We start from the raw sequence: 22,140 nt of genomic DNA on the forward strand, positions 1-22,140 counted from the left end.
CAATATATTGAAGACTGGGCGGATATGGCCAGAAAAAATTTTACTCTGAAATTAAGTAAGGAAATATCAAACAACGGAATCGAATTTCCGAAAAAGATGTGTTCTAGTATAAGTCCTATGTAAAGCAAAAAGTGGAAGAATTTAAACAAGAATCTGATATCATAGCCTGCACCTAGCAGGCTTTTTTTATTTTGTGCTGTAACTAGGTACTTTTTTCAAAACGGGTAACCTAACGGGTATCCAAAACCACTAAACAAAATAAATTGATAAATTTCTATAGGTTAGTATCAACATGCTTCTAATGATCGAAAATTGACATTGGCAAAATTACAGCAAACTATAACAAATTTTAAATTAATCAAAATAATAAAAATCAAGATGATAGCAAATTATAAAAAACCTTTTAAAACTATACAAAACAGATCACATTGAGTACATTATTGAGTACACTTATATTTTTCCCAAAGTGTACTCAATGTTAAGCGATACAAAAATAAAATCACTAAAACCGACTGACAAAATTTATAGAGTTATAGATTCATTAGGTCTTTACATCGAAGTTCGTCCAAATGGCCGAAAGTATTGGCGTTATCGTTATCAATGGCAGAAAAAAACTACAATGGTTGGTGTTGGTGAATATCCAATGGTTCAACTTGCAGAAGCTAGGAAAAAAAGAGATGAAGCTAAAGCACTATTAGGAAATGGTAAAAATCCAGCTGAAGAAAAGAAGGCTAATAGCCAAGCTGTTGCAGCATCACATACTTTTAAAGAAATTGCTGAAGAATATAAAAATGAATATCTAAAATCAAAATCAGAACGATATGTAAATCAGTTTGACACCTCTATGAAAAAAGATGTCTACAACGTAATTGGTCACAAAGACATTAAAGAAGTTTCATCTGCTGATATTCTTACAATCATGAAAAATACGATAAAGCGTATTAAAAAACAAAAAAACTTCGGTACAGGTGAAGTGACTGCAATTCAAAATCGAAAATTTATAGGCGCTGTAATGCGTTATGCGATTACTAGTTTACGTGCAGAATACGACCCCACACTTGCAGTCGTGGGTGTAGTGCAACGACCAGATGTTGAACATGCTCGTCCTTTGACTAAAGAAGAAGCTAAAAATTTAAGAAGTAAATTAGAAAGCTATAGCGGATCTACAACCGTAAAAAATGCAGGATTGACGATGCTGTACTCTATGTTAAGAACAATTGAAATTAGACGTATGCAGTGGGATTTTGTAGACTTTGAATCAAGAACTATTACATTTCCAATTGCTTCAAAGCGTACTGGACAAGCGCGCACAACTAAGAAAAATAGAATTCATATTGTTCCAATGTCTAATCAAATTTTTAAAATTTTGAAAGATCAGTATGTCGTAACTGGCAACCAAGAATATGTATTTTCTTCAGTCTATAAAACAGGGATGATTGCCTCAACGACACTTAATAGGATGCTTGAATATATAGGGCTTGGTGAAGTGACGGCGCATGACTTTAGAGCAACAGCATCAACTCTATTGAATGAAAAAGGATATGATGAGGATTGGATTGAAAAGCAGTTAGCGCATGCTGACGATAATAAAACCAGAGCTTCATATAATCATGCAAGATATTTAGAGGAAAGAAGGAATATGTTGCAAGATTGGGCAGATATTGTGGATAGTTGGATTAATTAAAATGAAAGACTGGCTCCACTTTTACATTAAATACGTTTTACAAATTAGTGTACCTTTCAAACAATATCAAGGGTATGGTATTTATAACGAATTGTTTGTTTTTTGGTTGGAGAATAAGAAATGTGCTCAAACTATGAAATTCCCACCCGAAGCGCCCTTACCCTGCTTGATGTCGAACCTAATCAGTTAGATCTAGAATTAAAACCACACGTTTATCCTGGTTATCATGCACCGATAATCATGCGTGCTTTTGATTTAGATATTGGTAAATTCGGTCTATTGCCATCGTGGGCAAAAGACTTCAAATTCAGCTCTCATACTTATAATGCTCGAACTGAAACTGTAGCGGAAAAGCCAAGTTTTAGACATGCTTGGAAATACAGTAAATTTTGTCTTGTGCCAGTCCAAGAGTTTTACGAACCAAAATATATTGATGGTAAGGCGCATTGGTACACAATTAAACGTGAAGATGACCAACCTTTTACAGTGGCTGCGATTTATGATGACGCAATTATAAAAGACTCTAAAGTCAGATCGTTTTCAATGCTCACGATTAATTCTGATAACCATCCATTCATGAAACAATTTCATGCCCCTACCGATGAAAAACGCTCAATCATTGTCATTCCCGAGGAATATCGAAATGACTGGTTGAATGTTGACCGTGAAAACGCACATGAGTATTTTTTTGAAATGCGTGATGAGTTTGTCACTTTTCCGCGTGACCATTCATCTGAAGTAGCCAAACAAAGTGATCTATTTTAGATCACCTATGATTATCCACAGCTTTTAAATTTGAAATTTTAAAACATACAAACTAAACTCTTGAATATGTAACGTAATCAAGTGGTGTTTTTATGGATATTAAATTAGATGACAGCTCATCAAAAGCTAAGTTGTTAAAGCTAAATGAAGCAAGTCTAGCCCACTTGAAAGACTCTAAAGTTATCAATATCAGAGCACATCCTTCTAAATCGCGATGTCTATCTGATATATCAAGAATATCGTCATTCCAATCAATCACAAAGTATTCTATTCCACTTGTTCTCAATAAAATTGCTGCAGGTTTTCCATCTCCTGCAGAGGACTATATAGACAAAACTGTCGATATGAATGATCTTCTGATCTCAAATAAAGAAGCAACTTTCATTGTCCAAGTTGAGTCTTTATCAATGAAAGATGTAGGGATTGAAGTTAACGACTACTTAATCGTTGATAGAAGTATCCGCTCACAGCATCAAGATATTGTTATCGCATTCATTGACAATGATTTCACTGTGAAAAGAATGATGATTACACAGCGAATGTCTCATGATGAATTGTTCGATATTTTTCATAATGAAAATGATCTTAGAAATCTTCCAGCAGTTTGGCTTAAGCCTGAAAATATAGAATACCAACCTATCCTCCCACGAAATGAGCAAGAGCTTGTAATCTGGGGTGTTGTCACCAAAGTTATTAAGAACTTCAAATGAAACATGAAGAAAAGGTATTTGCTCTTGTTGATATCAATAATTGCTATGTCTCGTGTGAACGTTTCTTTAACCCCAAGTTAAACAATATTCCTGTCATCGTACTCTCAAACAATGATGGTTGCGCTGTTGCTAGATCAAATGAAGCTAAAGCTATGGGCATCAAGATGGGTGTTCCTCTCTTTCAGATCAAAGATGTAGTTCAGAAAAACCATGTACAGGTTCTTTCAAGCAATTATGCAATTTACGCTGAAATGTCACGTAGATTTCATTCGATACTTGCAGGTTATGTCGCACCACATGAACAAGAGATTTACAGCATAGATGAATGCTTTCTAGATCTGACAAGCTTTAAGAATAACTATGATCTTGTGGAGTATTGCCAAGGGATGCGAGAACGCATTCAAGAGTGGATCGGGTTACCTGTGTCTATTGGAATCGGAAGATCAAAGACTGAAGCAAAAATCGCGAATCACATGGCTAAGAAAGGCAAACGTTTCAATGGGGTGTGTGATCTGGCAACGATGGACGAGAAACATCGTAATTATTTCTGGTCGCTTGTTGAGGTTGGCGAAGTTTGGGGAGTTGGTAGAAAGCAGAATAAAAAGCTTAATGACATGGGGATTAAGACTGTATTAGATTTATCTAAAGCGAATCCGCCTGTTATGGGCAAGATGTTCACTGTCTGCATGCAGAGAACAGTCTTAGAATTGCAAGGCATATCTTGCATGCCAATTGATGACCAGCCAAAACCGAAACAGCAGATCGTTGCAAGTAGGTCGTTCGGTGTAAAAATAACAGAGCTGCAAGACTTAAAAGAAGCAATGTCGAAATATGTTCAAGATGCCGTAGGTCGATTAAGGAAAGAAAAACTATTGTGCGGTGTGATAACGGCTTTTGTTCAGTCCAACCCTTTTGATGCATCTGTGCCGTATTACAGCAAAGCTCAAACATACAAATTTGCTGAACCAACTGATTGTGTTCTTGATCTTGTTGAGGTTGCTTATTTGTTATTAGAGAAGATTTATAAACCAGGCATCAAGTACAAAAAATGTGGTGTGTTTTATTCAGATCTAATTCAAAAATCAAACCATATCCCCGACTTGCTTTCAGATCATCAAACTAGAATTGAGAATGAAAACTTGATGCATGCCTATGAAGAAATACAGACAAAGTTTGGCAAAGCCAAGATCTCAGTAGGTCCGTGTTACTTCAAAGATCGTAAGTGGTCTATGAGTCGAGATATGTTGTCTAAGAATTATTTTACGAAGAATGGGATGATTAAAGTTAAGTGAATTTTAGATGGGGTGGGTTGTTGACTGTAAGTGATTAATTTTGCATTATTTGCATAATTTTAAATGAAAATGATTAAATGAAACCAACAAAAGAAACTACAATTGCTATAAATACTATAGCCACATTAGCTGTGGCAACATTTGTTGTCATGGGGGCAACTTTTATATTATTTTATTATCTAGATTCTGCTACCGGAATAAAAGATGCATGGTCAACAATTGCTAGTTTTTTTGGTGGTTTTGCAACTCTGACAGCAGCTTACATTGCATCTAAACTATTTAATGATTGGCGATTCGAAAAAGATCATGATACCAAGTCTACTTATTTAAATAGTGCAATTTTTAAAATTTCTGAAATTCGCAGCAGTTTAAACCTTTGTAGAAGTAATGCAGCTAACTTAAAAAAAATAAACAATAATTTAATTATTAAAAATGAATACCTTAATCATTTATCAATAAATCATCAAAAATTGCTTTTTCTTATGTATGCAGACTTAGCTGTAATAAGCAAACTCTTTAAAAACGAAAGTTTGATTATCCAATACAATAAATATGAAAAATATATAAATGTTTTAGATTTATTTAATCAAGATTTATTAAACATTTATGGAGCTTATTACAAATATTATGTAAATAAAAACCTAACATTTAATATAAATGGTGAATATAATATATTTAGACCAATTTATAACACTAGCCATAATGATGCTACTTTTGTCATAAATCAAAATAATGTGTATAAATTTTTCAATAAAGATTTGGATAGAGTAATGGGAGATAAAAAAGACAAAATTACTTATTTAAATCATATTGAAGAATGTTTAGTAGTTCATGAGGAATTAATCAATTTATGTATTATTGAATTAAAAGCTAAAAAACAATATGAATGATCACTCAATTAAGAGCCTTATTCTTCGCATCATTCAAAGCGCTACACTCGTTGTATTTAGCAACGGTATCAATGATCCATAGCGTGATTTCTTTGCCCTGCCCTGATTGAAGTTTGAGGAGTTTAGGGCAAGGTGGCATCATGATATGAAAAAATATTTAAATTTTCCAATAAGCTGTATTAAGATAACTTTAGAAAAATTTAACTCATAAGTAATTCTATTTGGAACTAATGATAAGAGAAATCTGTTGAGAAACTATTATCACCACATAAAGGCTCAGTCTAGACTGTATCAAGTGATAGTCTATGGTTGTATTGCGCTCATCTCCATTAACTTCTTTATGAATGTATGGGGCTATAACGCTATACTAAAATATAAATTAAATAATCCTACAAATATTATTGAAACTTGTGCATATTTTAGAGGGGAAAGTAAATCTAAAAATGGTTCAGGTTATTACCTTAATGTTGATAACTATATTTATGATACCCAAAGAATTCGTCAAAAAGCTTTTCCTTCTGGTTTAACATGGCGTGACTTTTATGAATCTTTAGATAAACAGCCATCTAAGTGCCATAAGATAAAATATGTGCAACTTGATTCTATCTTATCGAAAAAGATTTTTATTTATGACTATCAAAAGTAATTATAAACCATTAAATTAAGAGTGCTTTTTGCTATTTAATATGTAATGGGGATTATGCGAATTCGCTCTCACTCAGAGGGCTATGACTCACTTAATCTTTCTGCATCAGCTGCGTGTCCATCAGCGGCTTTTGCCACTCTTTGATATTCTGTGATGCACTTTTCGAGTTTTTCACTGCTTTTATTGGTGGTTGGTATTTTTCTTGTCTTAACTGGAGATTGGAGCAAGTAGAAATTTGGATAGGAAAATTTTTATTAAAAAAATATCTAATTAATCCAAAGTATTACTTAATAATATTGAATTATTTTTTAAAAATTCAAACATTTAATTTATCATTTAAAGATGTTATCTTTGTTCCCAATATTTACTTAAAAATCAATGTTGCAGAATCATATGTTTAAAGAAGGAAAAATTACGACCTATAATGAAAATAAAGGTTATGGTTTCATCCAACTTGAAGATCATGAAAAAGATTTATTTTTTCATATCAGTGATTTTCCACACAAGACATTCCCTCCTAAAATCGGAGAAAGATTAAAATTTCGTATCGTTAGTGAAAACGGAAGAATAAAAGCAGAAAATATTATACGTTTAGATTTTAAGATCGAAGAGAAACAAAGTCCAAGCTATAGTAAACCTCAAACTCGGTCACAATATAGTAAGAGAAAACCACAAGAAAAGAGTTTTAATTTACTTGAAATTTTTATTGGTGTATTTATATTCTCCGTATTTCTAGCTGTTTTAATACCCTTTTTATCAGGAATATATAAAAGAGAGACCTTAAAAAGACAACCCGTTGAACTTGTTGAAAGAACCTCATCTACTATAACTAATTCAGTTCCACAATATCGTTGTGATGGACGAGTATACTGTAGTGAAATGAAATCATATGAGGAGGCAGTATTTTTTATAAATAATTGCCCAGGAACAAAAATGGATGGTGATGGAGATGGAATCCCATGCGAAAGTCAATTCTGATAGATCCCCATAAAATTTAATTATAATTAAGTTGTAAAAGCCCTCTAAAGGGCTTTCACGCAAATACCCACACTCACATTTGTATTAATCGTTTGGGCATTGCAACCTGATAGAGATACGCAAACCAATAGACTAATTATCTTCAGCTGCATATTTTAAATTCTCTGCAACTCGATTTGTCCACCCTTTCCCAAATTTTGACCATGTTGGAAGTGATGTGTAAAAACGTAAGCGCTCAGATGCTAATAAAATCAAAACATCATTTACTGGCATGGCTTTTACTGCATCAATTGTTTTAGGTCCAATAATTCCATCATCTGGAACACCAACTGCTTGTTGCAATTCTTTAACTGCTCGGCTTTTCCCTGCATTTACAGCGAAGTCCCACAATTGAAAAACAATTGCCGGGTGAAGCTGATCAGCCCCTAATTTATCCCACCAATCTTTTTTATAGATTGCTTTGGCTTGTTCAATGGTAAGATTTTTAATGTCTAAATTTGGGTATGTATTGGCAGCAATACCGTATTTAGTGCCTTTAAAAATCCCCTTTCCAACTTTTCCACCCGTCCAATTACCAGGATCATTTTGATCTGTAGAGTAACCACCTTCATGGCCAATTAATCGATCAAATGCTTTTTCAAAATTCATTTAAATATAGCTCCAAATGCCTCTTTAACTTCCGAGATGATTTCATTAAAGGATTTGCCTTTCAGGAGCTGTACAGACTGGTAAGCAATACCAATACAAAGCATTCCAAAAATGGCAAAAATCAACATGACAAATCCCTGTGTCATGTGCGTGTAATGTGTTAAGTCGTAATATTCGATAAATGCTGAACCGCCATAAAGGCTTATCGCTACACTGAAAGTGAATTTCATAATGACACCCATGGTGATTTTGATACGCCCTTGTGTGTCGATATCCCCTGATAAAGTTAGTGCAAAAATAGCCCCAATTACCGCAGCCATAATTTTAAAAAGCCATGGTAAGCCTTTGATAGAAATTGGATCGTTCACTTTGTTCCCCTGATTTTTGGCAATAAAAAAGCACCCGGTTGGGTGCTCGTATTTAGTTAAATTAAGTTTCAGTAGTTGCTTGGGTTATACGTGCTGAATAATTCCAAGCGGTTGCTTTCCAAACATCTCTGGCTGTAACTCGTACATAATATGTTGTGGTGGATTGAAGTTGATTAATCGTACAAGCGTTTTCAGTACCAGTCCAATTGGCTGCTACTGTTCCTGGATCAAAGTTAGCATTTGTGCTTACCCAAACTTGATAGTCTTTCAAATCAGGAACTTCACTTGGAATCCATGTGACTGTAATTGAGTCTTTTGTTGCCGATGTATAAACATTTAATAATTGAGGTGGTACAGGATTGCTAATATTTAACTCAGCATAGGAGCTTATGACTTCTCCATTTTTACTTGCAACACGAATTGTATATGAACGCTGTACACCATCTATTTTAGCCTCCTCCATTGAGTAGCTATAGTCAGTGTTTGTCGTATCTACAGTTCTTAGTAATATGCCACCAGATAAGATTTGAACAATATACCCTGATGCACCTGCAGTATTTTGCCATTGAACCTTAAAACTTGTTCCAACGAATGCTGACTGCAAAGATAAACCTTTTACGCCTGATGGAATACCTCCACTAATCGTATGACTATATGCAGTTACTTCATCTAAGGATTGTTCTTTCTGCTCTAGGCCATTAAAGCTAGTAAATTTTAAATAGACCAGTTTATCAATTAGACTCTGATTAAAATCATACTCAAAAATTGCTCTATCTATGCGAACAAATGGTTCACCGGCATTATGTGTACTTGGATCATAATAACGTCCCCGAAGCATTCCACTTAATGTATACAGCCCGGATCCATTCAACGTTGCTTCAACATAATTGACAAACTCATCACCAATCTTACACAGTGTTGCGTCTACCTGTGCTTCCTCAACAGTACCGCTAAATATCTGACTTGATGTATTAAGCTGTACCTGAACTGAAGTGTCACTTGTGCTAAGGCTATTGGTAATTGATCCGTATCGAGCTGAGCCATAAATCGTGCCTATTCGCTCATACGTTGTATTGTCTAAACTTACCCATACATTACAACCGCCCCAATTGATCCCACCTGATGCCGCTATCCATATTTGATTTAATCCATTGGTTAGATCTAAAGGTGGTTCAAAAATAACAGGTGCATTTACATTACCTGGATCTTCGTTACCACCCTGATATCCATTGGATGATTGCAAATCATATTCGACCGCAGATCTAGAACCCACTGCTAACTCATCAGCAGTAATCGTCAGCATTCCGTCTTCATCTTCTTCTACACGTGTAATTCGTACAGGAAATCGATCTAAACCTAATGATCCATCTGTAATGGTTACAATATCCATCGGTTCTAAACGGCAGTACTTCCATCCCAAATTAAACTCATATTCATTTCGAACATATAAAAGCCTTTGCAAACGCAATTGCACTGCATGTCGGGCAATTTTAGGCTCGCAGAACATCTCAAGCTTTACTGGATCTTCAGTTCGCAAACCAAACATTTCAATATTCGCCTGGTCTTTTGCTTCCACCGTCTCAGTATTGTATTGATTGAACCGGTTTACATATTCAATTTGAGTATGATTAAAAGCATCAGTATCACGGCTGCGTCGAACTCTAATCGGTGGTTCATCTTCACTGATAAAATCATCATCAGTTAAGTGATATACCGGTTCTAAATTAGGTGTAAAGGTATAGCCATTCCCAGTGATTGATGAATCACCATAAGTTTTGATTTTCAATCCGTCTGGACTTGGTACGACCGCACAATTTACCGCTTCAACAATTTCATTGATGATCTCATGTGCTTCACGTTGTTCAGTCAAAGCTGGACTGATTAATAAATTAGCTGCAGCACAATACGTCCTAAACTCAGATAGATCATCCATGCTTAAATAAGGTGAAGCACCATAACGCGGATTAGTTATCAAATCCTCAATTACATCTGCCGGATTAGCATCATGAATTGTATCTGAAAAAGTAATATCGCTAATCACTTCGAAATTGTGATTGGCAAGACTTGCACTCCCTCCTAACTCATAATTTGCACATGCTACATAACCAAGATATGGATAATTAATTGCCTCATTTGGATGTTTAGACTGTAAGTAGCCCCAAACAGGATTGGCATTCCCGTTGTACAATTCAAATCCGATTTGATCTATTGGTTTTAGCTGAACGCCCTTTTCAGTTTTAGTGACGATTTGTTCTTTATCTCGCCAAATGATCCCAATATCTTTGATTTTGTTTTCACAAAGCCCCAGCATCAATGAAGTGTAATAGGTGTAGGTTGTATTCTTAGTTTTAGATCCCCCTCCTTTACCACCGGACTTGGTTGTTGTGGTTTTGGCAATTGAATGAAAATCACCATACCAAAACATATTGGCAGCAAGTCTGTTTTTACCGTAAACCAAAGGCTGACAAAGCCCGTAAGCTGATTGCTGGACTCGCATAGAATTAATACGAGTGTCAGAAGTACTTATTGTGTTTCCACCAAATAATCCACTCATTCTATTTTTAGCCTCTTCATACGAAAAAACCCAGCTATTCGCCGGGCTAAACTTCCTTTTGTGCCATCCTGAATAATGACCCCAAGATTGATATAGGAATGGATTATAGTTGGCCACTCAATCACGATTGCGCCATGACTAACGCATTTGCCAATCTTATAAAGAACAATGTCACCTGGTTGAGGTTCATCAACTTCAAAGCACACACTTTTGATATGCTCTAAATAACGCTCGCCCATCTGGTGCATGTGCCAGTCTGGTGGATATGGGCGTGGGTCTAGGTAATCCATTAAGCCTACTTTTTCATAAACTTCACAAATCAAAGTTCCACAATCAACACCCACACCTTTTATTCTACCTTGGTGATGGTATGGTGTACCAATCCAAGTGATTGCTTCATCAACAGCTTCGTGGTTTTTCATATTTTACTCAAATAACGTTAAGCGATTGAGATTAAAAAACTTCGTACGATGTTCCTTAAGCTTTCAACTGACTTTCCATCTCCGCTCGCTGGATGAATGTGGTCTGGCATAGCTGGATCAATTGAATTAAAGTTGTTTCGATTTCTATAACCAGTCTTTTCATGAAGATTTAAAATCGGAGCTGCCCAATAATCAGCTAGTGACTTAATAACAACATTCATTTGTTTGAAGAAATCTTGTTTTTTTGCAATATTGGGATTTGCATTATCATTACTGAAATGTGTAATAAAGCAAAACTTCAGATCAGGCTTCAAAGTCAACATCTCATCAATAATTTTATTATGAGCACCGATGAATGTATTTGCATCGCGTGAATCTATACTCATAGCAGAATTTAATGGATCTTCCGGATCAAAAGCATCGATATCTGCTGGATGTTGATCATAGTCATTTACACCATAATCAAACACAACAAGATCGGGTTCTCGTTCGGTTCCAATTAAATTCAACAATGAATTTTGATAATTAATTGAATCAGTTAATCGAGAAAATGACAGCACAACACCAAGCCCGATCCCACCTGCTGGAACACATTTATTGATAATACTAGCACCAAGGTCGTGAACAGCGAGATTTGCATGCGAATAGCTATCACGTTCCGTATCCGTATTTGAATGCGGATATCCCGCCGGAATGCTTGTGCCATACCAAGCAATTTTTTTGTTCTGCCATGCTGATTTTGGTTTGATATTTAGAGAGTAGCTTTTTTCTTTAAGTGATTTTACTGTGTCACTATTTGAAATATTTATTTTGATAAATTTAGTGCCTTTAGGTAAATCAAACTCAAAATCGAAACTACCAGCACCTGAGCTACTCGCTATAGAGCCAATAAAGCTTTGATTTTTATCAAAACAAACACCTACAAAACTAGCAGCAAAACTAATCACATATCTCTTAGAGTCATCAACAAGTATATATTCCGCTGAATAAGAGTAGGGTGGCCAATTGTGAATAACATTGTTGTTATCTATATATCCACCAATAATAAAATCAATACTTTCAATTAGATTGACATCTGTACCTGTACTATTAATTATTTCAGACACAGCATTTCCAATATTTTCTGGTGTGGCATAAAACCAATCTAGAGAATACTTGTTCAACACCCCAGTTATTTCAACACTCCATGACTTTATGATATTAAATCTAATAAATTTGTATGCAGGAGATTCAACTTCTAAAATATACTCAATATTTTCTGAAGCACTTTTGATAACTTTAATAAAATTGAAATTCGAGTCATATACAGCAGCTACGTAAGTGGCAACTTTAGAAATGACAAAACTAAATCCAACTGAAATTGGAATAAACTCTGTAACTTTAGTTGAGGCATTTTCAATCAATTGTCCATCATCCCCAATATAACAATTATCTGTATATCTCAAACCATCTATAAGCACATTATATGATTTTGCATGTGTCTCAATATTTTTTGCACCAACTAACTGAACTGGATGTAAGTTAGTGCTTTTTGATGGCACTGCATTACCTATAAATTCTAGCAATCCCTTCTGAGCATTCTTAAATTCAAGCTCAGTAATATTTTCACCAATAAAATCATTCGCATCTGGCAATGGCATATTTACGTACCTCTGATTAATTCTAACTTTTGCCGAGTTAAAAATTTAAACTGAAGTTTCTGGCACTGGTATAAATGGTGCGCCACGAAACTTTGCTTTGTTATTAAATCGGTTTACACAGGTTTCTAAACGTTTATCGCATCCAGGATAAACTTTGATTTTTTGGCCTATTTTAGGAGCTTCAAGCAATGGTAACGTCAGAAGTAAAATACCAGCCTCATGCAAACGCACTGTTCGCTTTAACCCAGCATTCCCGCCATCTAAAAACTCAACCACACCTTGCGTAAACCACCCCTGTGGCTGAGTAACATTACAGATAATTCTGGAAGAAATACTTCCAGGCTCAATAACACTATCCACTACATAATTAAGTCGATTTAAGCCACATGCGCTATCAAATAAAGTATTTGAACAACTTGGCTGATATAGGTTACGAGGCATTTGCACAGTTAAATCATCAAGGTCAGAAGCCACATTAAGCTGGATCATATAACGATCAAGTTCAGGCTCAATGATTCGTCCCTCAAATAATAATAAGGCCCCTGCACTTGTATCTGTAGGTGTATTGATGTCCATAAAAATACGTTCTAATTTGAAACGAGCACCATCCATCTGCCCATTGTGGAACGCTTGGACTATAGGTAACAGATCAAATTTTATATCGTCGGTTGTTTCTATTGAAACTGATAGATTATCAACTTCGATCCCTAAAGATAAATTGAAACCTTCGCGCTTGATTACTGGACCTTCTGAACTATAGATATTTCCACCAATCACTAAATCAAAATCGTAATTTGTGTATCGATAGACTTGGTTCTGTACTGTAGTAATAGTGTATAGATCAGCCATAAGAAACTGATCTGCATCCAATAAACTGATTAACTTCGCTGAAGCTGCTCTCATATTTTCTTCCCCAATGATCCAATCATTTCAACTTTTGAGGCTTTCCAAAGCTTGGCCATAAAATGAGTGTATTGTTGCTCATCATCTTTGAAACGACAGCGATAAAAATACGTACCAGAAATATGAATTTTCTGACCTTCATCTAATGGTTTTGAAAGCACAAACATTCCTTCTTTTGTTACACCAACTGTGTCAGCACTCCACATAAGTTTTTCTTCAGCCACCCACATATTTTTTGATTGAATTTGATTCCACATATCTGGATTGGATGGCTGTGTATCTTCGAGCGTGTTTCCAATAGCGACTTGAGCTGTACCCTGCGACTTATAAAGTTGATAGGTTGTGGTAACCCCATCACCTACAAAAGAGCAATTAAATTCATTGTCCTCAGGTGCTTTATAAAGAAATGAATCAAATGCTCCTCGTCGTTCTTCAAAAAAGCTTTGCAATTTCTGCAATTCTTTACGACCTTTATTTTCGCGTAAAAAAGCAAAAGACATTGTGAAAGCATACTTCGGTACAGCCTGAAAACTTGCTCGAAGTTCTCGACCGTTTACCGAAGTCATAATTTTGGTATTAAAAATGGGAGTCTTTGTAAGCTCCCATTCTAGTCCTGGTAATTCAGGAAATAATTCATCCGACATATTAACTCCTTATTTACCGAAATTACGGTTATACCCTTTCAAACCTCCAGCCAACTCACGCCCGTGTTTCTTCATAAAGCGTTTTAAGTCTTTAGAATCCCACGCCTGAATATTGACTTGTGGCATTGATCCAGTATCACCTGCACTTGCTTGGGCCATAGGCATTGAACCATCACCCATCGCTGATTTACCCAGGGCGCGGATTGTATTGGCGTGTTGCTTCGGTAAAACCATTTCCTCTTCATGTAGTTGTGTCATTGGGTTTACACCTGCAGGAATATCAAAGCCTCCTCGAGCAGATGATACCTTTCCAACAATTGCAGATACCCCTGCAAATGCGGCAATACCTGCTGCAACTCCAAGTGCTGGACCTACTATAGGAATTGCTGATAGTGCCGCCCAAGCTGCTGCCATTGCTTCCCATGCAGACATCATGATGGACTTAAGTACTTCCATGAGTTTTAAACCTAATCGGGCAAAAACACCTGTTGAGGTTGCTGCGGTTTTCATCCCTTCGCCTGTTATAACTGCAGTGGTTTGTGCCGCTTGGCCTGTTACTTCTGCTGCAGTTTCAGCTTTGATGAAACCCATTTTTACTGCAAGTCTTTTGGCTAAACCTGCCATATAATCCTGAATAGGTTTAGTCACCATTTTTTGAACAAATTCCATGGCAACTTCTGAAAAAATCGCATTCGTTGCATTTTTCCACGTCAAGGTCCCGTTCAACATGGCTTGCATGCCTTGGTCCCACAAATTTGACATTCTAGAAGTTAGACCGCCGAACTTTTTATCAAAGTCTTTCATTTGGGCTTCGGTCATTAGACCTGGTGCGCTCACATCATTAATGGCCTTTTGATTATCAAGTTCAGCAATATTATTATTTGCTGAAGCCAATCCATCATTTTTACCTGTTAATTTTGCCTTATCCGCCTCTAGATCTAAACGTTCTAAAGCTCCATCACGTTTAATTTGATAAAGCTGATCCTGTAATTGCTTTTCTAGTTGAACTTTTTCAACATTGGTAATCCGACCTGCATCAAGTTCAGACTCTAAGATAGCTTTAAAAAATTCTAAATTACGTTGAGCTGATTCAATCCGTGATTGAATGTCTAGTTCATTGATAACTTTCTTCTTTTCTAAAGCCTCAAGTTCCAATTGAATAAGTTTTTCATTCGCTTCCTTTTCAGCCTGAATTGTATAAGCGCGTTTTTCATCATCAGAAGAAGTTGATTTATTAATACGATCAATCTCTTTAGCTAAATCCGACTGAACTTTTCCCTGCTCTGAAGCATATTTATATTTCAGATCAAGACGCTCTTTTTCAGCCTTTTCAGTTTGACGATTTTGCTCCTCAACATATTTAAAATAATCATCATTTTTAGAGTTAGCCCCCTTGCCTGCAGTACCCTTAGTTTCACCCTTTGGTACTTTGTTCATTATGTCTGGAGACTGATGAAGCAAACTTAAAATAACACCATCCCCAAAAGTCACTTTTGATACATAGCCACCCTTTCCACTGTTTGATGTCTCAACACTTTTTACACTGTGGTTTGTAGTAATAGGTGTGCCAACTGGCATGGCAAAATCCATACCTTTATGAAATGTTGAAGCCCCTTCTGTAGGAGCCTTACGTGGACCATAGCCTGAGGTCATTGTGTAAGCTGATAATGGCTTACCGCCAGCCTGTAATCTCGCCAAATGCTCAGCACTTACTGGTGCATTTTTACCAGAATAGCGAACATCTAAATGAGCACCTGTCCCAATCCCAGTATTCCCAGAAATACCAATAAGACGGTTACTTACAGATTTATCAGATTCTGATTTTTCCTTTTTATCCTTTTCATCTTTGGTTCCTGTTCCTACTCCACGCTTTGAATCGAATGTAGACAATAATCGAGTTTCTTTTTTAGCCTTGTCAGTATCAGGTGAATATAAATTTTTAATTAATTCACCACCTTTGTTGGCAGAATCCGAGATCGTTTGTCCCATCAAATTAATTGCAGTTGATACCCCTGTTGCAGATTTTGTCCAGTCAGATTTAAGCCATTCAACTCGTTGCCCCATTTTTGAGGTGTATTTATCTGTAATTGAACTGAGTTCATTGAACCCTTGTTCAAAAGCTGCTTTAGCACCTGAGAAATTGAAACTTAATACATTCTCAACAATGTTTCCAAATGTCTTAAATTTGATCCCCAATACATCTAAACCAAATTGAATGGTATCTCTAAATCCACCAAATACATTCATAACTGTAGAAATTGATGCTGAAATGTATTGGCAAACGGAAACTACTACTGCTCGAATTGTTGCAAATGAAATTTGAATGCCTACTTTTAAACCAACAACTATTGTTGCTAAAGATTTTAGTGTTGCTGACAAAAGATCCATGAAAGTTATCTGTTGAACTGATCCATCACCAATGTCTTTTGTTAGGTCACTCCAGATATCAGAAATTAATTGCAATATACTTGTTGTACTATCCAACAAACTTTCAAAAATCGTAACAATTGCAGTGATTGAACCATCAATAGCCTCTTTAGACTTGGTTGCGGATGATAAAAAATTGTTGGCCATGTCTTTTAGACCAGGCGCTAACTCTGCAACCAATCGCCCTAGCAAGCCTTTAATCGTCGCGCTAATTAAACTTAAGGAAGAATCGAATTCCTTAGTCGCTAGAATTGCCTCATCACTCAGAATAATATTTAGTTCATGTGCTTGTTTCGAATATTCCTTTAATTTCTTGGCATTATCTTCTAATAGTGGCGAAAGCAATGTTGAATCATTTGCTAATGCTTCCATTTGAGTTGTTATTTCAGCTTGAGAAAGGCCAGCCTTTTGTAATGCATCATAATACTTACCTAGAATCTGAGGACCAGATAAACCTTGGAATGCTTTGGCAGTTAAACCAACCTTAGGGGCAATCTTCTCGAAGAAATCTGCCATCTCTCCGCCACCAGTGAGCATAAATTCACCAAACTTGTCATTAACATCCTTCATGATGTCGCCAAGTTTTTCTTGGCTTATGCCAACATAATTAGAAGCAAAAGACCACTCTTGAAACTCTTGCGTTGTCGCATTAGCAAGACGAGACATATTTTCAATTTCACGAGCATTCCGGATTACTTCACCAGTTAATGCACCAATTTGCAGTACCAGCTCACTTGCCATATTCGCCAGGAAGTTACCAAGGACACTTGTTCCTAATCCACTGCCACCTGAGCCACCACCCGAACCAGATCCACCACCCGAACCGCCTCCAGAACCACCACCGCCAGAATTTATTCGAGTCCTTAAATGATCAATACTCGTTTTTAAACGGTCCAAGGATCCGCGCAACATTGTACTAGTGGCATCAACGTTAATAACTGTATTCAAGTTGATATTGGTGTGTTGCAGACGACTAATTGCACTTTGAATCATAGTGCGGGCTTGATTTAGCTGTGCTGACAATAAAGGCAAATTAACTGTAATTTGAATTGCATTAGAAAATACAGATTGTAATGTTGTTGATACAGTTTGCTTTGCCTGTTGTAACTCTGAGCGTAACTGACTTAGATCGATGCCTAATTTGACTTTAACCTGTTGATTATTGATTTGATTTAAACGGCGTTGAATCTCATGAATATCAATATCTAATCTAACGTTTTGAATAGGAAGAGCAGACAAACGAGATCTAATCAAGTTTTCTGCATGGCCAATTTCGGAGTCCAATGCTGTTGTGTCAATTTTTAATTTGATTGAAGCTTCATCAACAATGCTATTAATGCGTGATTTAATGGTATTAGCTGCATTGCTCAATTTTTGTTGAACATCGCTCATATCAATGTTTAAGCTAACATCAATATTTTTTAGTGAAACACGTACACCATCAAAGGCATTTTTTATCGTATCTGCAATACGGTTAATATCAGCTGCAGCAGATTGAACTTTGTTAGTTGCCTCATTCATACCATCGGAAAGTGCATCCGTAGAGGCTGTGATTTTTACTTCAACTTCATTGGCCATAACTTTTCCTTAGGCATAAAAAAACCGATCCATCGGATCGGTTAGATAAATATTTAGTATTGAACTTTAAAAATCCAATTATATTTAAATTACATAACGACTAAATTTGTAATCCCGCAACTTGATGAGGTTGCCTGTGAATGTATAAAGCCCATATTGAATTCTTTAAATTTCTTGGTTTCACCAACTTTAATAATTTCATAAACTTGACGTTTATTACTGTCAATTTTAGTGCCACTATTTGAAGAGTGCTCACATTCAACTGTGAAATCTTTGATATCTTTAGTTCCATTATTTTTAATTGTCATATCGATCATCATAATGTTATCAAATCCTCCCTTGCTCCAATCAAACTTAAAATCTAAATCTTTAAGTGCTTGTTCTTTAGGAGATAATGATGGTTCGCCAGATGCTGATGAATTTGAACTAGAATTCCCACCACCAACCATTGCGCCGATGATTCCAAATACTATTAAACCTAAAAATATCCAAGTAATAATTGATGTAGGTTTTTTTACTTTAGCACCGCAACTCGGGCAATTTTTAGCTTGAGTACTAACTTGTGCACCACACTCTTTACAGTTGATTAATGCCATTTTCTGATATCTAATTTATAAAGCTACACAAATCTTAACCAACTGTTACATAAAAATCAATCAGGGCGACCGAAGTCACCCTTGAGGAAAGGCACTCAACATTTCTTCTAAATCATCTTCATCATCATCATCATCTTGAGATTGTGAATTATCTTCAATTCCCATAAATGCTTCTAAAATTCGACAAAGTCGCTGAATGCCAACATCTGCGGGAGGAAACTTTGTTTGATACTCATTTAATGCGCTGATTCTTGGTAAATCCATTTGATCACGAATATAGTCATAATCCTTACCAGTCGTCATCATTAAATGAGTATAAAGTTCCTCCCAGTCTATTCCCCCGATTCACCTGCATTAGCTTTATTATTTTTTAGTCCTGATACTGCCATAACAGCACCCATCACCTCTTCCAGCTGATCCATGTAAATCATATCTGCAACATCATCACGACTGATTTCCGGATAATTACGCTTCAATGATTTATGCGCGACATCAATCACTGTACCAACATCATTTGGCTGAAAGCCTTGTAAAGCTGGTAAAAGCTTTTCAACTGCACCAAGTGACAACGGCGCAAATACAAATGCTTGGCCATCAATCTTGATTGTAGTACCGCGTGGATTTTCAATTTCTTTAAATTGCATTGGTTATTACTCCGAAGTATTCCAAGAGAAAACGCGGTTTAAATCATCAGCCATCGGCTGAAATTCGAATTCAGGAAGATCGTAATCATCCTGTTTAGAGCTAAACCCAAGTTTGTTACTGGTACAGCGGAAAAATTCCATGCCCATGAACTTACCTTTATATTCACGCTGCAGGTTCACTGAAAATTCAGGTGTATAACCCATATCAAGGTTATTGACTAAGCCTGACTTTGCACCTGCCACTGTTGCCGAATATTTAAAGCTGATAAATACCACTTTACCCACATCAGCAGTTGCAAATGTGTATGCACCAGTCGCCTCATCTACACTGTATTGACCCACAATTGGCGCAGATGCAACACGTGTAAGTGGAATAGCTTTACCATCTGTCACGCCCATATCTTTAACATAGGTCCCAGCATTAGGCACAACAGGCGTGACAATTCCACCAGTGGCAATTTTTTCACCATTGATGGTTTGAGTGATAACCTCAATACCACCATCTGCAACAACTCCACCGAAGAAAATCGAATTAAGCAAAGCACCATTAATTCGACCAATTGTAGCTTTACACTTAATTGAACCTTTTCCGCGTGCAGCATCTACAGCAAATTGGCCACGTCCAAATAATTCTTTTAAATCATATGAAATATCGACTGATGTACTTTGCATTACACCCACTTCAATAGGTGTAGGATTGCTGATTGGTTTACCGTAAACATCTTGGATCGGTGTAGCAACGATTTTGCCTGCACCAAATAAATATTGAGCCATTGATTTTGACCTCTTAAAAATGACGAAACCGCCAATTAAGGCGGTTATAAATTAGGGTGAAAAGTTTAGTTAGTTGTTAAAATTTGAATTGGGATGATGGCAATACCTTGTCCATCCAGCATTCCATCAACACCTTCATAGACCTCAATTGTTCCATCGATCCAACAATGCTCAACCAAGCCATTTAAGGTTTGATATTCACATATTTCTGGAAACTCAGGTTTAATGGCTTCACGGATAGCATCAACATAGGTATTAATCTGTGTTGATATCGCATTAACTTGATCTGCCTCAAAAACATATAAATACAAATCAGCACTAAGGATAATCTTAGCGTTTAATCCTTTTACGGGATTTTCAGCTTGATTACCTTGAGTGACGAATAATGCGGGCCGTTGATCATTATGAACATGGTTGAAATGCTTTAAACGCCGACTGACTGAAACCATACCTTGTATATTTGAAAGCCGATTAAACAAAGCTTGGTAAATACTTTCACTATCCATTAAGACCTCGTTCAATCGCTTTATCTATATTTTTAGGCACAATCTTAGCAATCTCATCTAAAGAATCCCGCATAAACCGTCTTTCTTTAAAATTCACAACACGACTATGCGCCTTAACCAGTACATCTTTTTGGGTGATTGGTCTGCCAAATGCTTGCTTGATATGCCTTAAATGCTCTTTAATACTTATGGCAGCAGATAATCCAAACTCATGGATAAAAGCATATTTAACATGAGCCCCACCAGCGGAAACAATTCCTTCGATCACACCGCCGGTTTCTTCAACCTTTGAAGCAAGCGAACCACGTAAGCGCCCTGATTGAACATTTAGCCTTTGTCCGCTCAACATATCTTCTTGAACCATTCGCTGAAGTTTTAAGGTTAAAGCTGTAATCGTTCTGCGTACTTCAACTTTCACCCGGTTATTTTCTTCGTTCAGTTGAATATGAACATCGACAGAATCAACCATAAATCACCTAGATTTTAGTCGTTGCTACTGTTACTGCTTTTTTGGGTTCATCTACATAGCGTGTAAAGCCCAAAGGTTGTAGGGCAAAATAAATATCTTCTTTTGCCTCAACTACTCCATTTTTTAATGTATAGGATTGACCTGAAATCACTATACATGTCGGTTTGTAAGAATCAGGTGCTAGATACTTAAACAACATTACTTACTCCTAAATGACAAACGCACCAACGCCCAAACTATTCGGGTTCGTGCCTTTATCATCAATTGGGATTGAATTTTTTAATGCTAAATAGCGTTGGCCATAAATACTTTGATCATAGAATGTTTCTTTTGAGGATCGAGCGTAACTCACACTCTGACCAGCGATCGACATACTCGAAGCATTGGAAATGGCTGTACCATTTGGATTGGATTTTTGAACTTTAAGAATATGTGCTGCATATAGACCTACAGCACGTTCCTTCAATTTCCCAAACTCAATAACTGAAACAACAAGTTCAGCTTCTTCCAAAGCATCTTGAATTTCTGAATCATTTGAGTTGTAAAGTTGAGTATCTGATTTGAATCTTTCTCTAAACGCCTGTAGGTCCATAGCTCCCCCTTATTCCTTTGCTTGGGCTAACTTCGCTTGAAGTTGCTCAAGAGTTTCATCTTCCGAGAAGGTAATTCCAAGTTCTGTCAGCTCAGCCTGAACTGTGGCTAATGCTGCTTCACCAGCCGCTCTCGCTGCATCGGTTGCCGCACCTTCTTGTTTACCATTTTTACCACGACCGCCAGTAGAACCCTTACCAGTTGCTTTTGTTGCACCATCTTCAGCAATTTCAGTAACAGTTAAATCACCTGAATCGGTCAGATGTTTAGCAAACTTATTTTTAGACAAAGCCTTATGTATATCTTCATCCACAGTTGTTGGCACACCATTAGGTAAAACAGCAAGGCCAGAAAAAACAAAAGCGGCTTGTAAGCCGCTATATAAATATGAATATTTCATAGTGATTTAAA

At 36.5% G+C, this 22,140-nt stretch carries 24 protein-coding genes; 7 read left to right on the forward strand and 17 right to left on the reverse strand.

What is annotated here, in order from left to right; genetic code table 11:
• Nucleotides 1-475 precede the first annotated feature (475 nt).
• The 7 genes from ACZ5QH_RS14495 to ACZ5QH_RS14525 all read left to right on the forward strand — a co-directional run bounded on the left by ACZ5QH_RS14495 (nucleotide 476) and on the right by ACZ5QH_RS14525 (nucleotide 6,965).
• Complete coding sequence (locus tag ACZ5QH_RS14495; RefSeq protein ID WP_303578059.1) at nucleotides 476-1,684, forward strand: tyrosine-type recombinase/integrase; 1,209 nt, start codon at nucleotides 476-478, stop codon at nucleotides 1,682-1,684.
• 120 nt (nucleotides 1,685-1,804) lie between these two features.
• Nucleotides 1,805-2,449: an SOS response-associated peptidase gene (locus tag ACZ5QH_RS14500; RefSeq protein WP_303578060.1), complete on the forward strand. Its 645-nt coding sequence runs from the start codon at nucleotides 1,805-1,807 to the stop codon at nucleotides 2,447-2,449.
• A 92-nt stretch (nucleotides 2,450-2,541) separates the two neighbouring features.
• Entirely contained in the window at nucleotides 2,542-3,159 is a 618-nt protein-coding gene (locus tag ACZ5QH_RS14505; RefSeq protein ID WP_327858665.1) for a LexA family protein, read from the forward strand.
• Nucleotides 3,156-4,451: a Y-family DNA polymerase gene (locus tag ACZ5QH_RS14510; RefSeq protein ID WP_303578136.1), complete on the forward strand. Its 1,296-nt coding sequence runs from the start codon at nucleotides 3,156-3,158 to the stop codon at nucleotides 4,449-4,451. The genes ACZ5QH_RS14505 and ACZ5QH_RS14510 overlap by 4 nt, the downstream gene beginning before the upstream one ends.
• Before the next feature lie 77 nt (nucleotides 4,452-4,528).
• The gene (locus ACZ5QH_RS14515; protein ID WP_303578137.1) at nucleotides 4,529-5,341 is read left to right on the forward strand and encodes a hypothetical protein; all 813 of its coding nucleotides are present in this window, start codon (nucleotides 4,529-4,531) and stop codon (nucleotides 5,339-5,341) included.
• Between the two features lie 340 nt (nucleotides 5,342-5,681).
• Nucleotides 5,682-5,987 (forward strand): hypothetical protein, encoded by a 306-nt coding sequence (locus tag ACZ5QH_RS14520; RefSeq protein WP_004724429.1) that lies wholly within the window; start codon nucleotides 5,682-5,684, stop codon nucleotides 5,985-5,987.
• A 393-nt stretch (nucleotides 5,988-6,380) separates the two neighbouring features.
• A complete protein-coding gene (locus ACZ5QH_RS14525; protein ID WP_303578138.1) occupies nucleotides 6,381-6,965 on the forward strand; it encodes a cold shock domain-containing protein in 585 nt (194 codons plus the stop codon).
• A 132-nt stretch (nucleotides 6,966-7,097) separates the two neighbouring features.
• Here the strand turns inward: ACZ5QH_RS14525 and ACZ5QH_RS14530 are convergent, their stop codons facing one another.
• The 17 genes from ACZ5QH_RS14530 to ACZ5QH_RS14610 all read right to left on the reverse strand — a co-directional run bounded on the left by ACZ5QH_RS14530 (nucleotide 7,098) and on the right by ACZ5QH_RS14610 (nucleotide 22,129).
• Nucleotides 7,098-7,613, reverse strand: a complete 516-nt coding sequence (locus tag ACZ5QH_RS14530) for a glycoside hydrolase family 108 protein (protein ID WP_303578139.1) — start codon at nucleotides 7,611-7,613, stop codon at nucleotides 7,098-7,100.
• Entirely contained in the window at nucleotides 7,610-7,981 is a 372-nt protein-coding gene (locus ACZ5QH_RS14535; protein WP_303578140.1) for a hypothetical protein, read from the reverse strand. Before ACZ5QH_RS14535 ends, ACZ5QH_RS14530 begins: the two co-directional genes overlap by 4 nt.
• Before the next feature lie 61 nt (nucleotides 7,982-8,042).
• Entirely contained in the window at nucleotides 8,043-10,535 is a 2,493-nt protein-coding gene (locus ACZ5QH_RS14540; protein WP_464016710.1) for a phage tail protein, read from the reverse strand.
• Nucleotides 10,532-10,957 carry an NlpC/P60 family protein gene (locus ACZ5QH_RS14545; RefSeq protein ID WP_464016711.1) on the reverse strand — a complete coding sequence of 142 codons (426 nt, stop codon included), beginning with the start codon at nucleotides 10,955-10,957 and terminating at the stop codon, nucleotides 10,532-10,534. The genes ACZ5QH_RS14540 and ACZ5QH_RS14545 overlap by 4 nt, the downstream gene beginning before the upstream one ends.
• A 17-nt stretch (nucleotides 10,958-10,974) precedes the next feature.
• Nucleotides 10,975-12,597 carry a hypothetical protein gene (locus ACZ5QH_RS14550; protein WP_464016712.1) on the reverse strand — a complete coding sequence of 541 codons (1,623 nt, stop codon included), beginning with the start codon at nucleotides 12,595-12,597 and terminating at the stop codon, nucleotides 10,975-10,977.
• A gap of 45 nt (nucleotides 12,598-12,642) precedes the next feature.
• A complete protein-coding gene (locus ACZ5QH_RS14555) occupies nucleotides 12,643-13,500 on the reverse strand; it encodes a DUF2163 domain-containing protein (protein WP_303577249.1) in 858 nt (285 codons plus the stop codon).
• A complete protein-coding gene (locus ACZ5QH_RS14560) occupies nucleotides 13,497-14,144 on the reverse strand; it encodes a DUF2460 domain-containing protein (RefSeq protein WP_303577248.1) in 648 nt (215 codons plus the stop codon). The genes ACZ5QH_RS14555 and ACZ5QH_RS14560 overlap by 4 nt, the downstream gene beginning before the upstream one ends.
• A 9-nt stretch (nucleotides 14,145-14,153) precedes the next feature.
• On the reverse strand, nucleotides 14,154-18,149 hold the full coding sequence (locus tag ACZ5QH_RS14565) for a phage tail protein (RefSeq protein ID WP_303577247.1): 3,996 nt from the start codon (nucleotides 18,147-18,149) through the stop codon (nucleotides 14,154-14,156).
• Between the two features lie 89 nt (nucleotides 18,150-18,238).
• A complete protein-coding gene (locus tag ACZ5QH_RS14570) occupies nucleotides 18,239-18,745 on the reverse strand; it encodes a zinc ribbon domain-containing protein (protein WP_234623946.1) in 507 nt (168 codons plus the stop codon).
• 75 nt (nucleotides 18,746-18,820) lie between these two features.
• Entirely contained in the window at nucleotides 18,821-19,051 is a 231-nt protein-coding gene (locus ACZ5QH_RS14575) for a hypothetical protein (RefSeq protein WP_303577246.1), read from the reverse strand.
• A gap of 26 nt (nucleotides 19,052-19,077) precedes the next feature.
• Nucleotides 19,078-19,389: a hypothetical protein gene (locus ACZ5QH_RS14580; RefSeq protein ID WP_303577245.1), complete on the reverse strand. Its 312-nt coding sequence runs from the start codon at nucleotides 19,387-19,389 to the stop codon at nucleotides 19,078-19,080.
• A gap of 6 nt (nucleotides 19,390-19,395) precedes the next feature.
• Nucleotides 19,396-20,163, reverse strand: a complete 768-nt coding sequence (locus ACZ5QH_RS14585; protein WP_303577244.1) for a hypothetical protein — start codon at nucleotides 20,161-20,163, stop codon at nucleotides 19,396-19,398.
• 65 nt (nucleotides 20,164-20,228) lie between these two features.
• Nucleotides 20,229-20,669: a hypothetical protein gene (locus ACZ5QH_RS14590; RefSeq protein ID WP_303577243.1), complete on the reverse strand. Its 441-nt coding sequence runs from the start codon at nucleotides 20,667-20,669 to the stop codon at nucleotides 20,229-20,231.
• Nucleotides 20,662-21,138 (reverse strand): hypothetical protein, encoded by a 477-nt coding sequence (locus ACZ5QH_RS14595; protein ID WP_303577242.1) that lies wholly within the window; start codon nucleotides 21,136-21,138, stop codon nucleotides 20,662-20,664. Before ACZ5QH_RS14595 ends, ACZ5QH_RS14590 begins: the two co-directional genes overlap by 8 nt.
• 7 nt (nucleotides 21,139-21,145) lie before the next feature.
• A complete protein-coding gene (locus ACZ5QH_RS14600; protein WP_303577241.1) occupies nucleotides 21,146-21,337 on the reverse strand; it encodes a hypothetical protein in 192 nt (63 codons plus the stop codon).
• Between the two features lie 9 nt (nucleotides 21,338-21,346).
• Nucleotides 21,347-21,730, reverse strand: coding sequence for a DUF4054 domain-containing protein (locus ACZ5QH_RS14605; RefSeq protein ID WP_303577240.1), 384 nt, complete (start codon nucleotides 21,728-21,730; stop codon nucleotides 21,347-21,349).
• Nucleotides 21,731-21,739: 9 nt separating this feature from the next.
• Complete coding sequence (locus tag ACZ5QH_RS14610; protein ID WP_303577239.1) at nucleotides 21,740-22,129, reverse strand: hypothetical protein; 390 nt, start codon at nucleotides 22,127-22,129, stop codon at nucleotides 21,740-21,742.
• Nucleotides 22,130-22,140 lie beyond the last annotated feature (11 nt).

The sequence above is a fragment of the Acinetobacter sp. Ac8 genome (assembly GCF_055392545.1).

Coding starts and splice junctions, on each gene's coding strand:
- ACZ5QH_RS14495 (WP_303578059.1), top strand. CDS start 476: ATGTTAAGCGATACAAAAATAAAATCACTAAAACCGACTGACAAAATT.
- ACZ5QH_RS14500 (WP_303578060.1), top strand. CDS start 1,805: ATGTGCTCAAACTATGAAATTCCCACCCGAAGCGCCCTTACCCTGCTT.
- ACZ5QH_RS14505 (WP_327858665.1), top strand. CDS start 2,542: ATGGATATTAAATTAGATGACAGCTCATCAAAAGCTAAGTTGTTAAAG.
- ACZ5QH_RS14510 (WP_303578136.1), top strand. CDS start 3,156: ATGAAACATGAAGAAAAGGTATTTGCTCTTGTTGATATCAATAATTGC.
- ACZ5QH_RS14515 (WP_303578137.1), top strand. CDS start 4,529: ATGAAACCAACAAAAGAAACTACAATTGCTATAAATACTATAGCCACA.
- ACZ5QH_RS14520 (WP_004724429.1), top strand. CDS start 5,682: ATGAATGTATGGGGCTATAACGCTATACTAAAATATAAATTAAATAAT.
- ACZ5QH_RS14525 (WP_303578138.1), top strand. CDS start 6,381: ATGTTTAAAGAAGGAAAAATTACGACCTATAATGAAAATAAAGGTTAT.
- ACZ5QH_RS14530 (WP_303578139.1), bottom strand. CDS start 7,613: ATGAATTTTGAAAAAGCATTTGATCGATTAATTGGCCATGAAGGTGGT.
- ACZ5QH_RS14540 (WP_464016710.1), bottom strand. CDS start 10,535: ATGAGTGGATTATTTGGTGGAAACACAATAAGTACTTCTGACACTCGT.
- ACZ5QH_RS14545 (WP_464016711.1), bottom strand. CDS start 10,957: ATGAAAAACCACGAAGCTGTTGATGAAGCAATCACTTGGATTGGTACA.
- ACZ5QH_RS14550 (WP_464016712.1), bottom strand. CDS start 12,597: ATGCCATTGCCAGATGCGAATGATTTTATTGGTGAAAATATTACTGAG.
- ACZ5QH_RS14555 (WP_303577249.1), bottom strand. CDS start 13,500: ATGAGAGCAGCTTCAGCGAAGTTAATCAGTTTATTGGATGCAGATCAG.
- ACZ5QH_RS14560 (WP_303577248.1), bottom strand. CDS start 14,144: ATGTCGGATGAATTATTTCCTGAATTACCAGGACTAGAATGGGAGCTT.
- ACZ5QH_RS14565 (WP_303577247.1), bottom strand. CDS start 18,149: ATGGCCAATGAAGTTGAAGTAAAAATCACAGCCTCTACGGATGCACTT.
- ACZ5QH_RS14570 (WP_234623946.1), bottom strand. CDS start 18,745: ATGGCATTAATCAACTGTAAAGAGTGTGGTGCACAAGTTAGTACTCAA.
- ACZ5QH_RS14575 (WP_303577246.1), bottom strand. CDS start 19,051: ATGATGACGACTGGTAAGGATTATGACTATATTCGTGATCAAATGGAT.
- ACZ5QH_RS14580 (WP_303577245.1), bottom strand. CDS start 19,389: ATGCAATTTAAAGAAATTGAAAATCCACGCGGTACTACAATCAAGATT.
- ACZ5QH_RS14585 (WP_303577244.1), bottom strand. CDS start 20,163: ATGGCTCAATATTTATTTGGTGCAGGCAAAATCGTTGCTACACCGATC.
- ACZ5QH_RS14590 (WP_303577243.1), bottom strand. CDS start 20,669: ATGGATAGTGAAAGTATTTACCAAGCTTTGTTTAATCGGCTTTCAAAT.
- ACZ5QH_RS14595 (WP_303577242.1), bottom strand. CDS start 21,138: ATGGTTGATTCTGTCGATGTTCATATTCAACTGAACGAAGAAAATAAC.
- ACZ5QH_RS14600 (WP_303577241.1), bottom strand. CDS start 21,337: ATGTTGTTTAAGTATCTAGCACCTGATTCTTACAAACCGACATGTATA.
- ACZ5QH_RS14605 (WP_303577240.1), bottom strand. CDS start 21,730: ATGGACCTACAGGCGTTTAGAGAAAGATTCAAATCAGATACTCAACTT.
- ACZ5QH_RS14610 (WP_303577239.1), bottom strand. CDS start 22,129: ATGAAATATTCATATTTATATAGCGGCTTACAAGCCGCTTTTGTTTTT.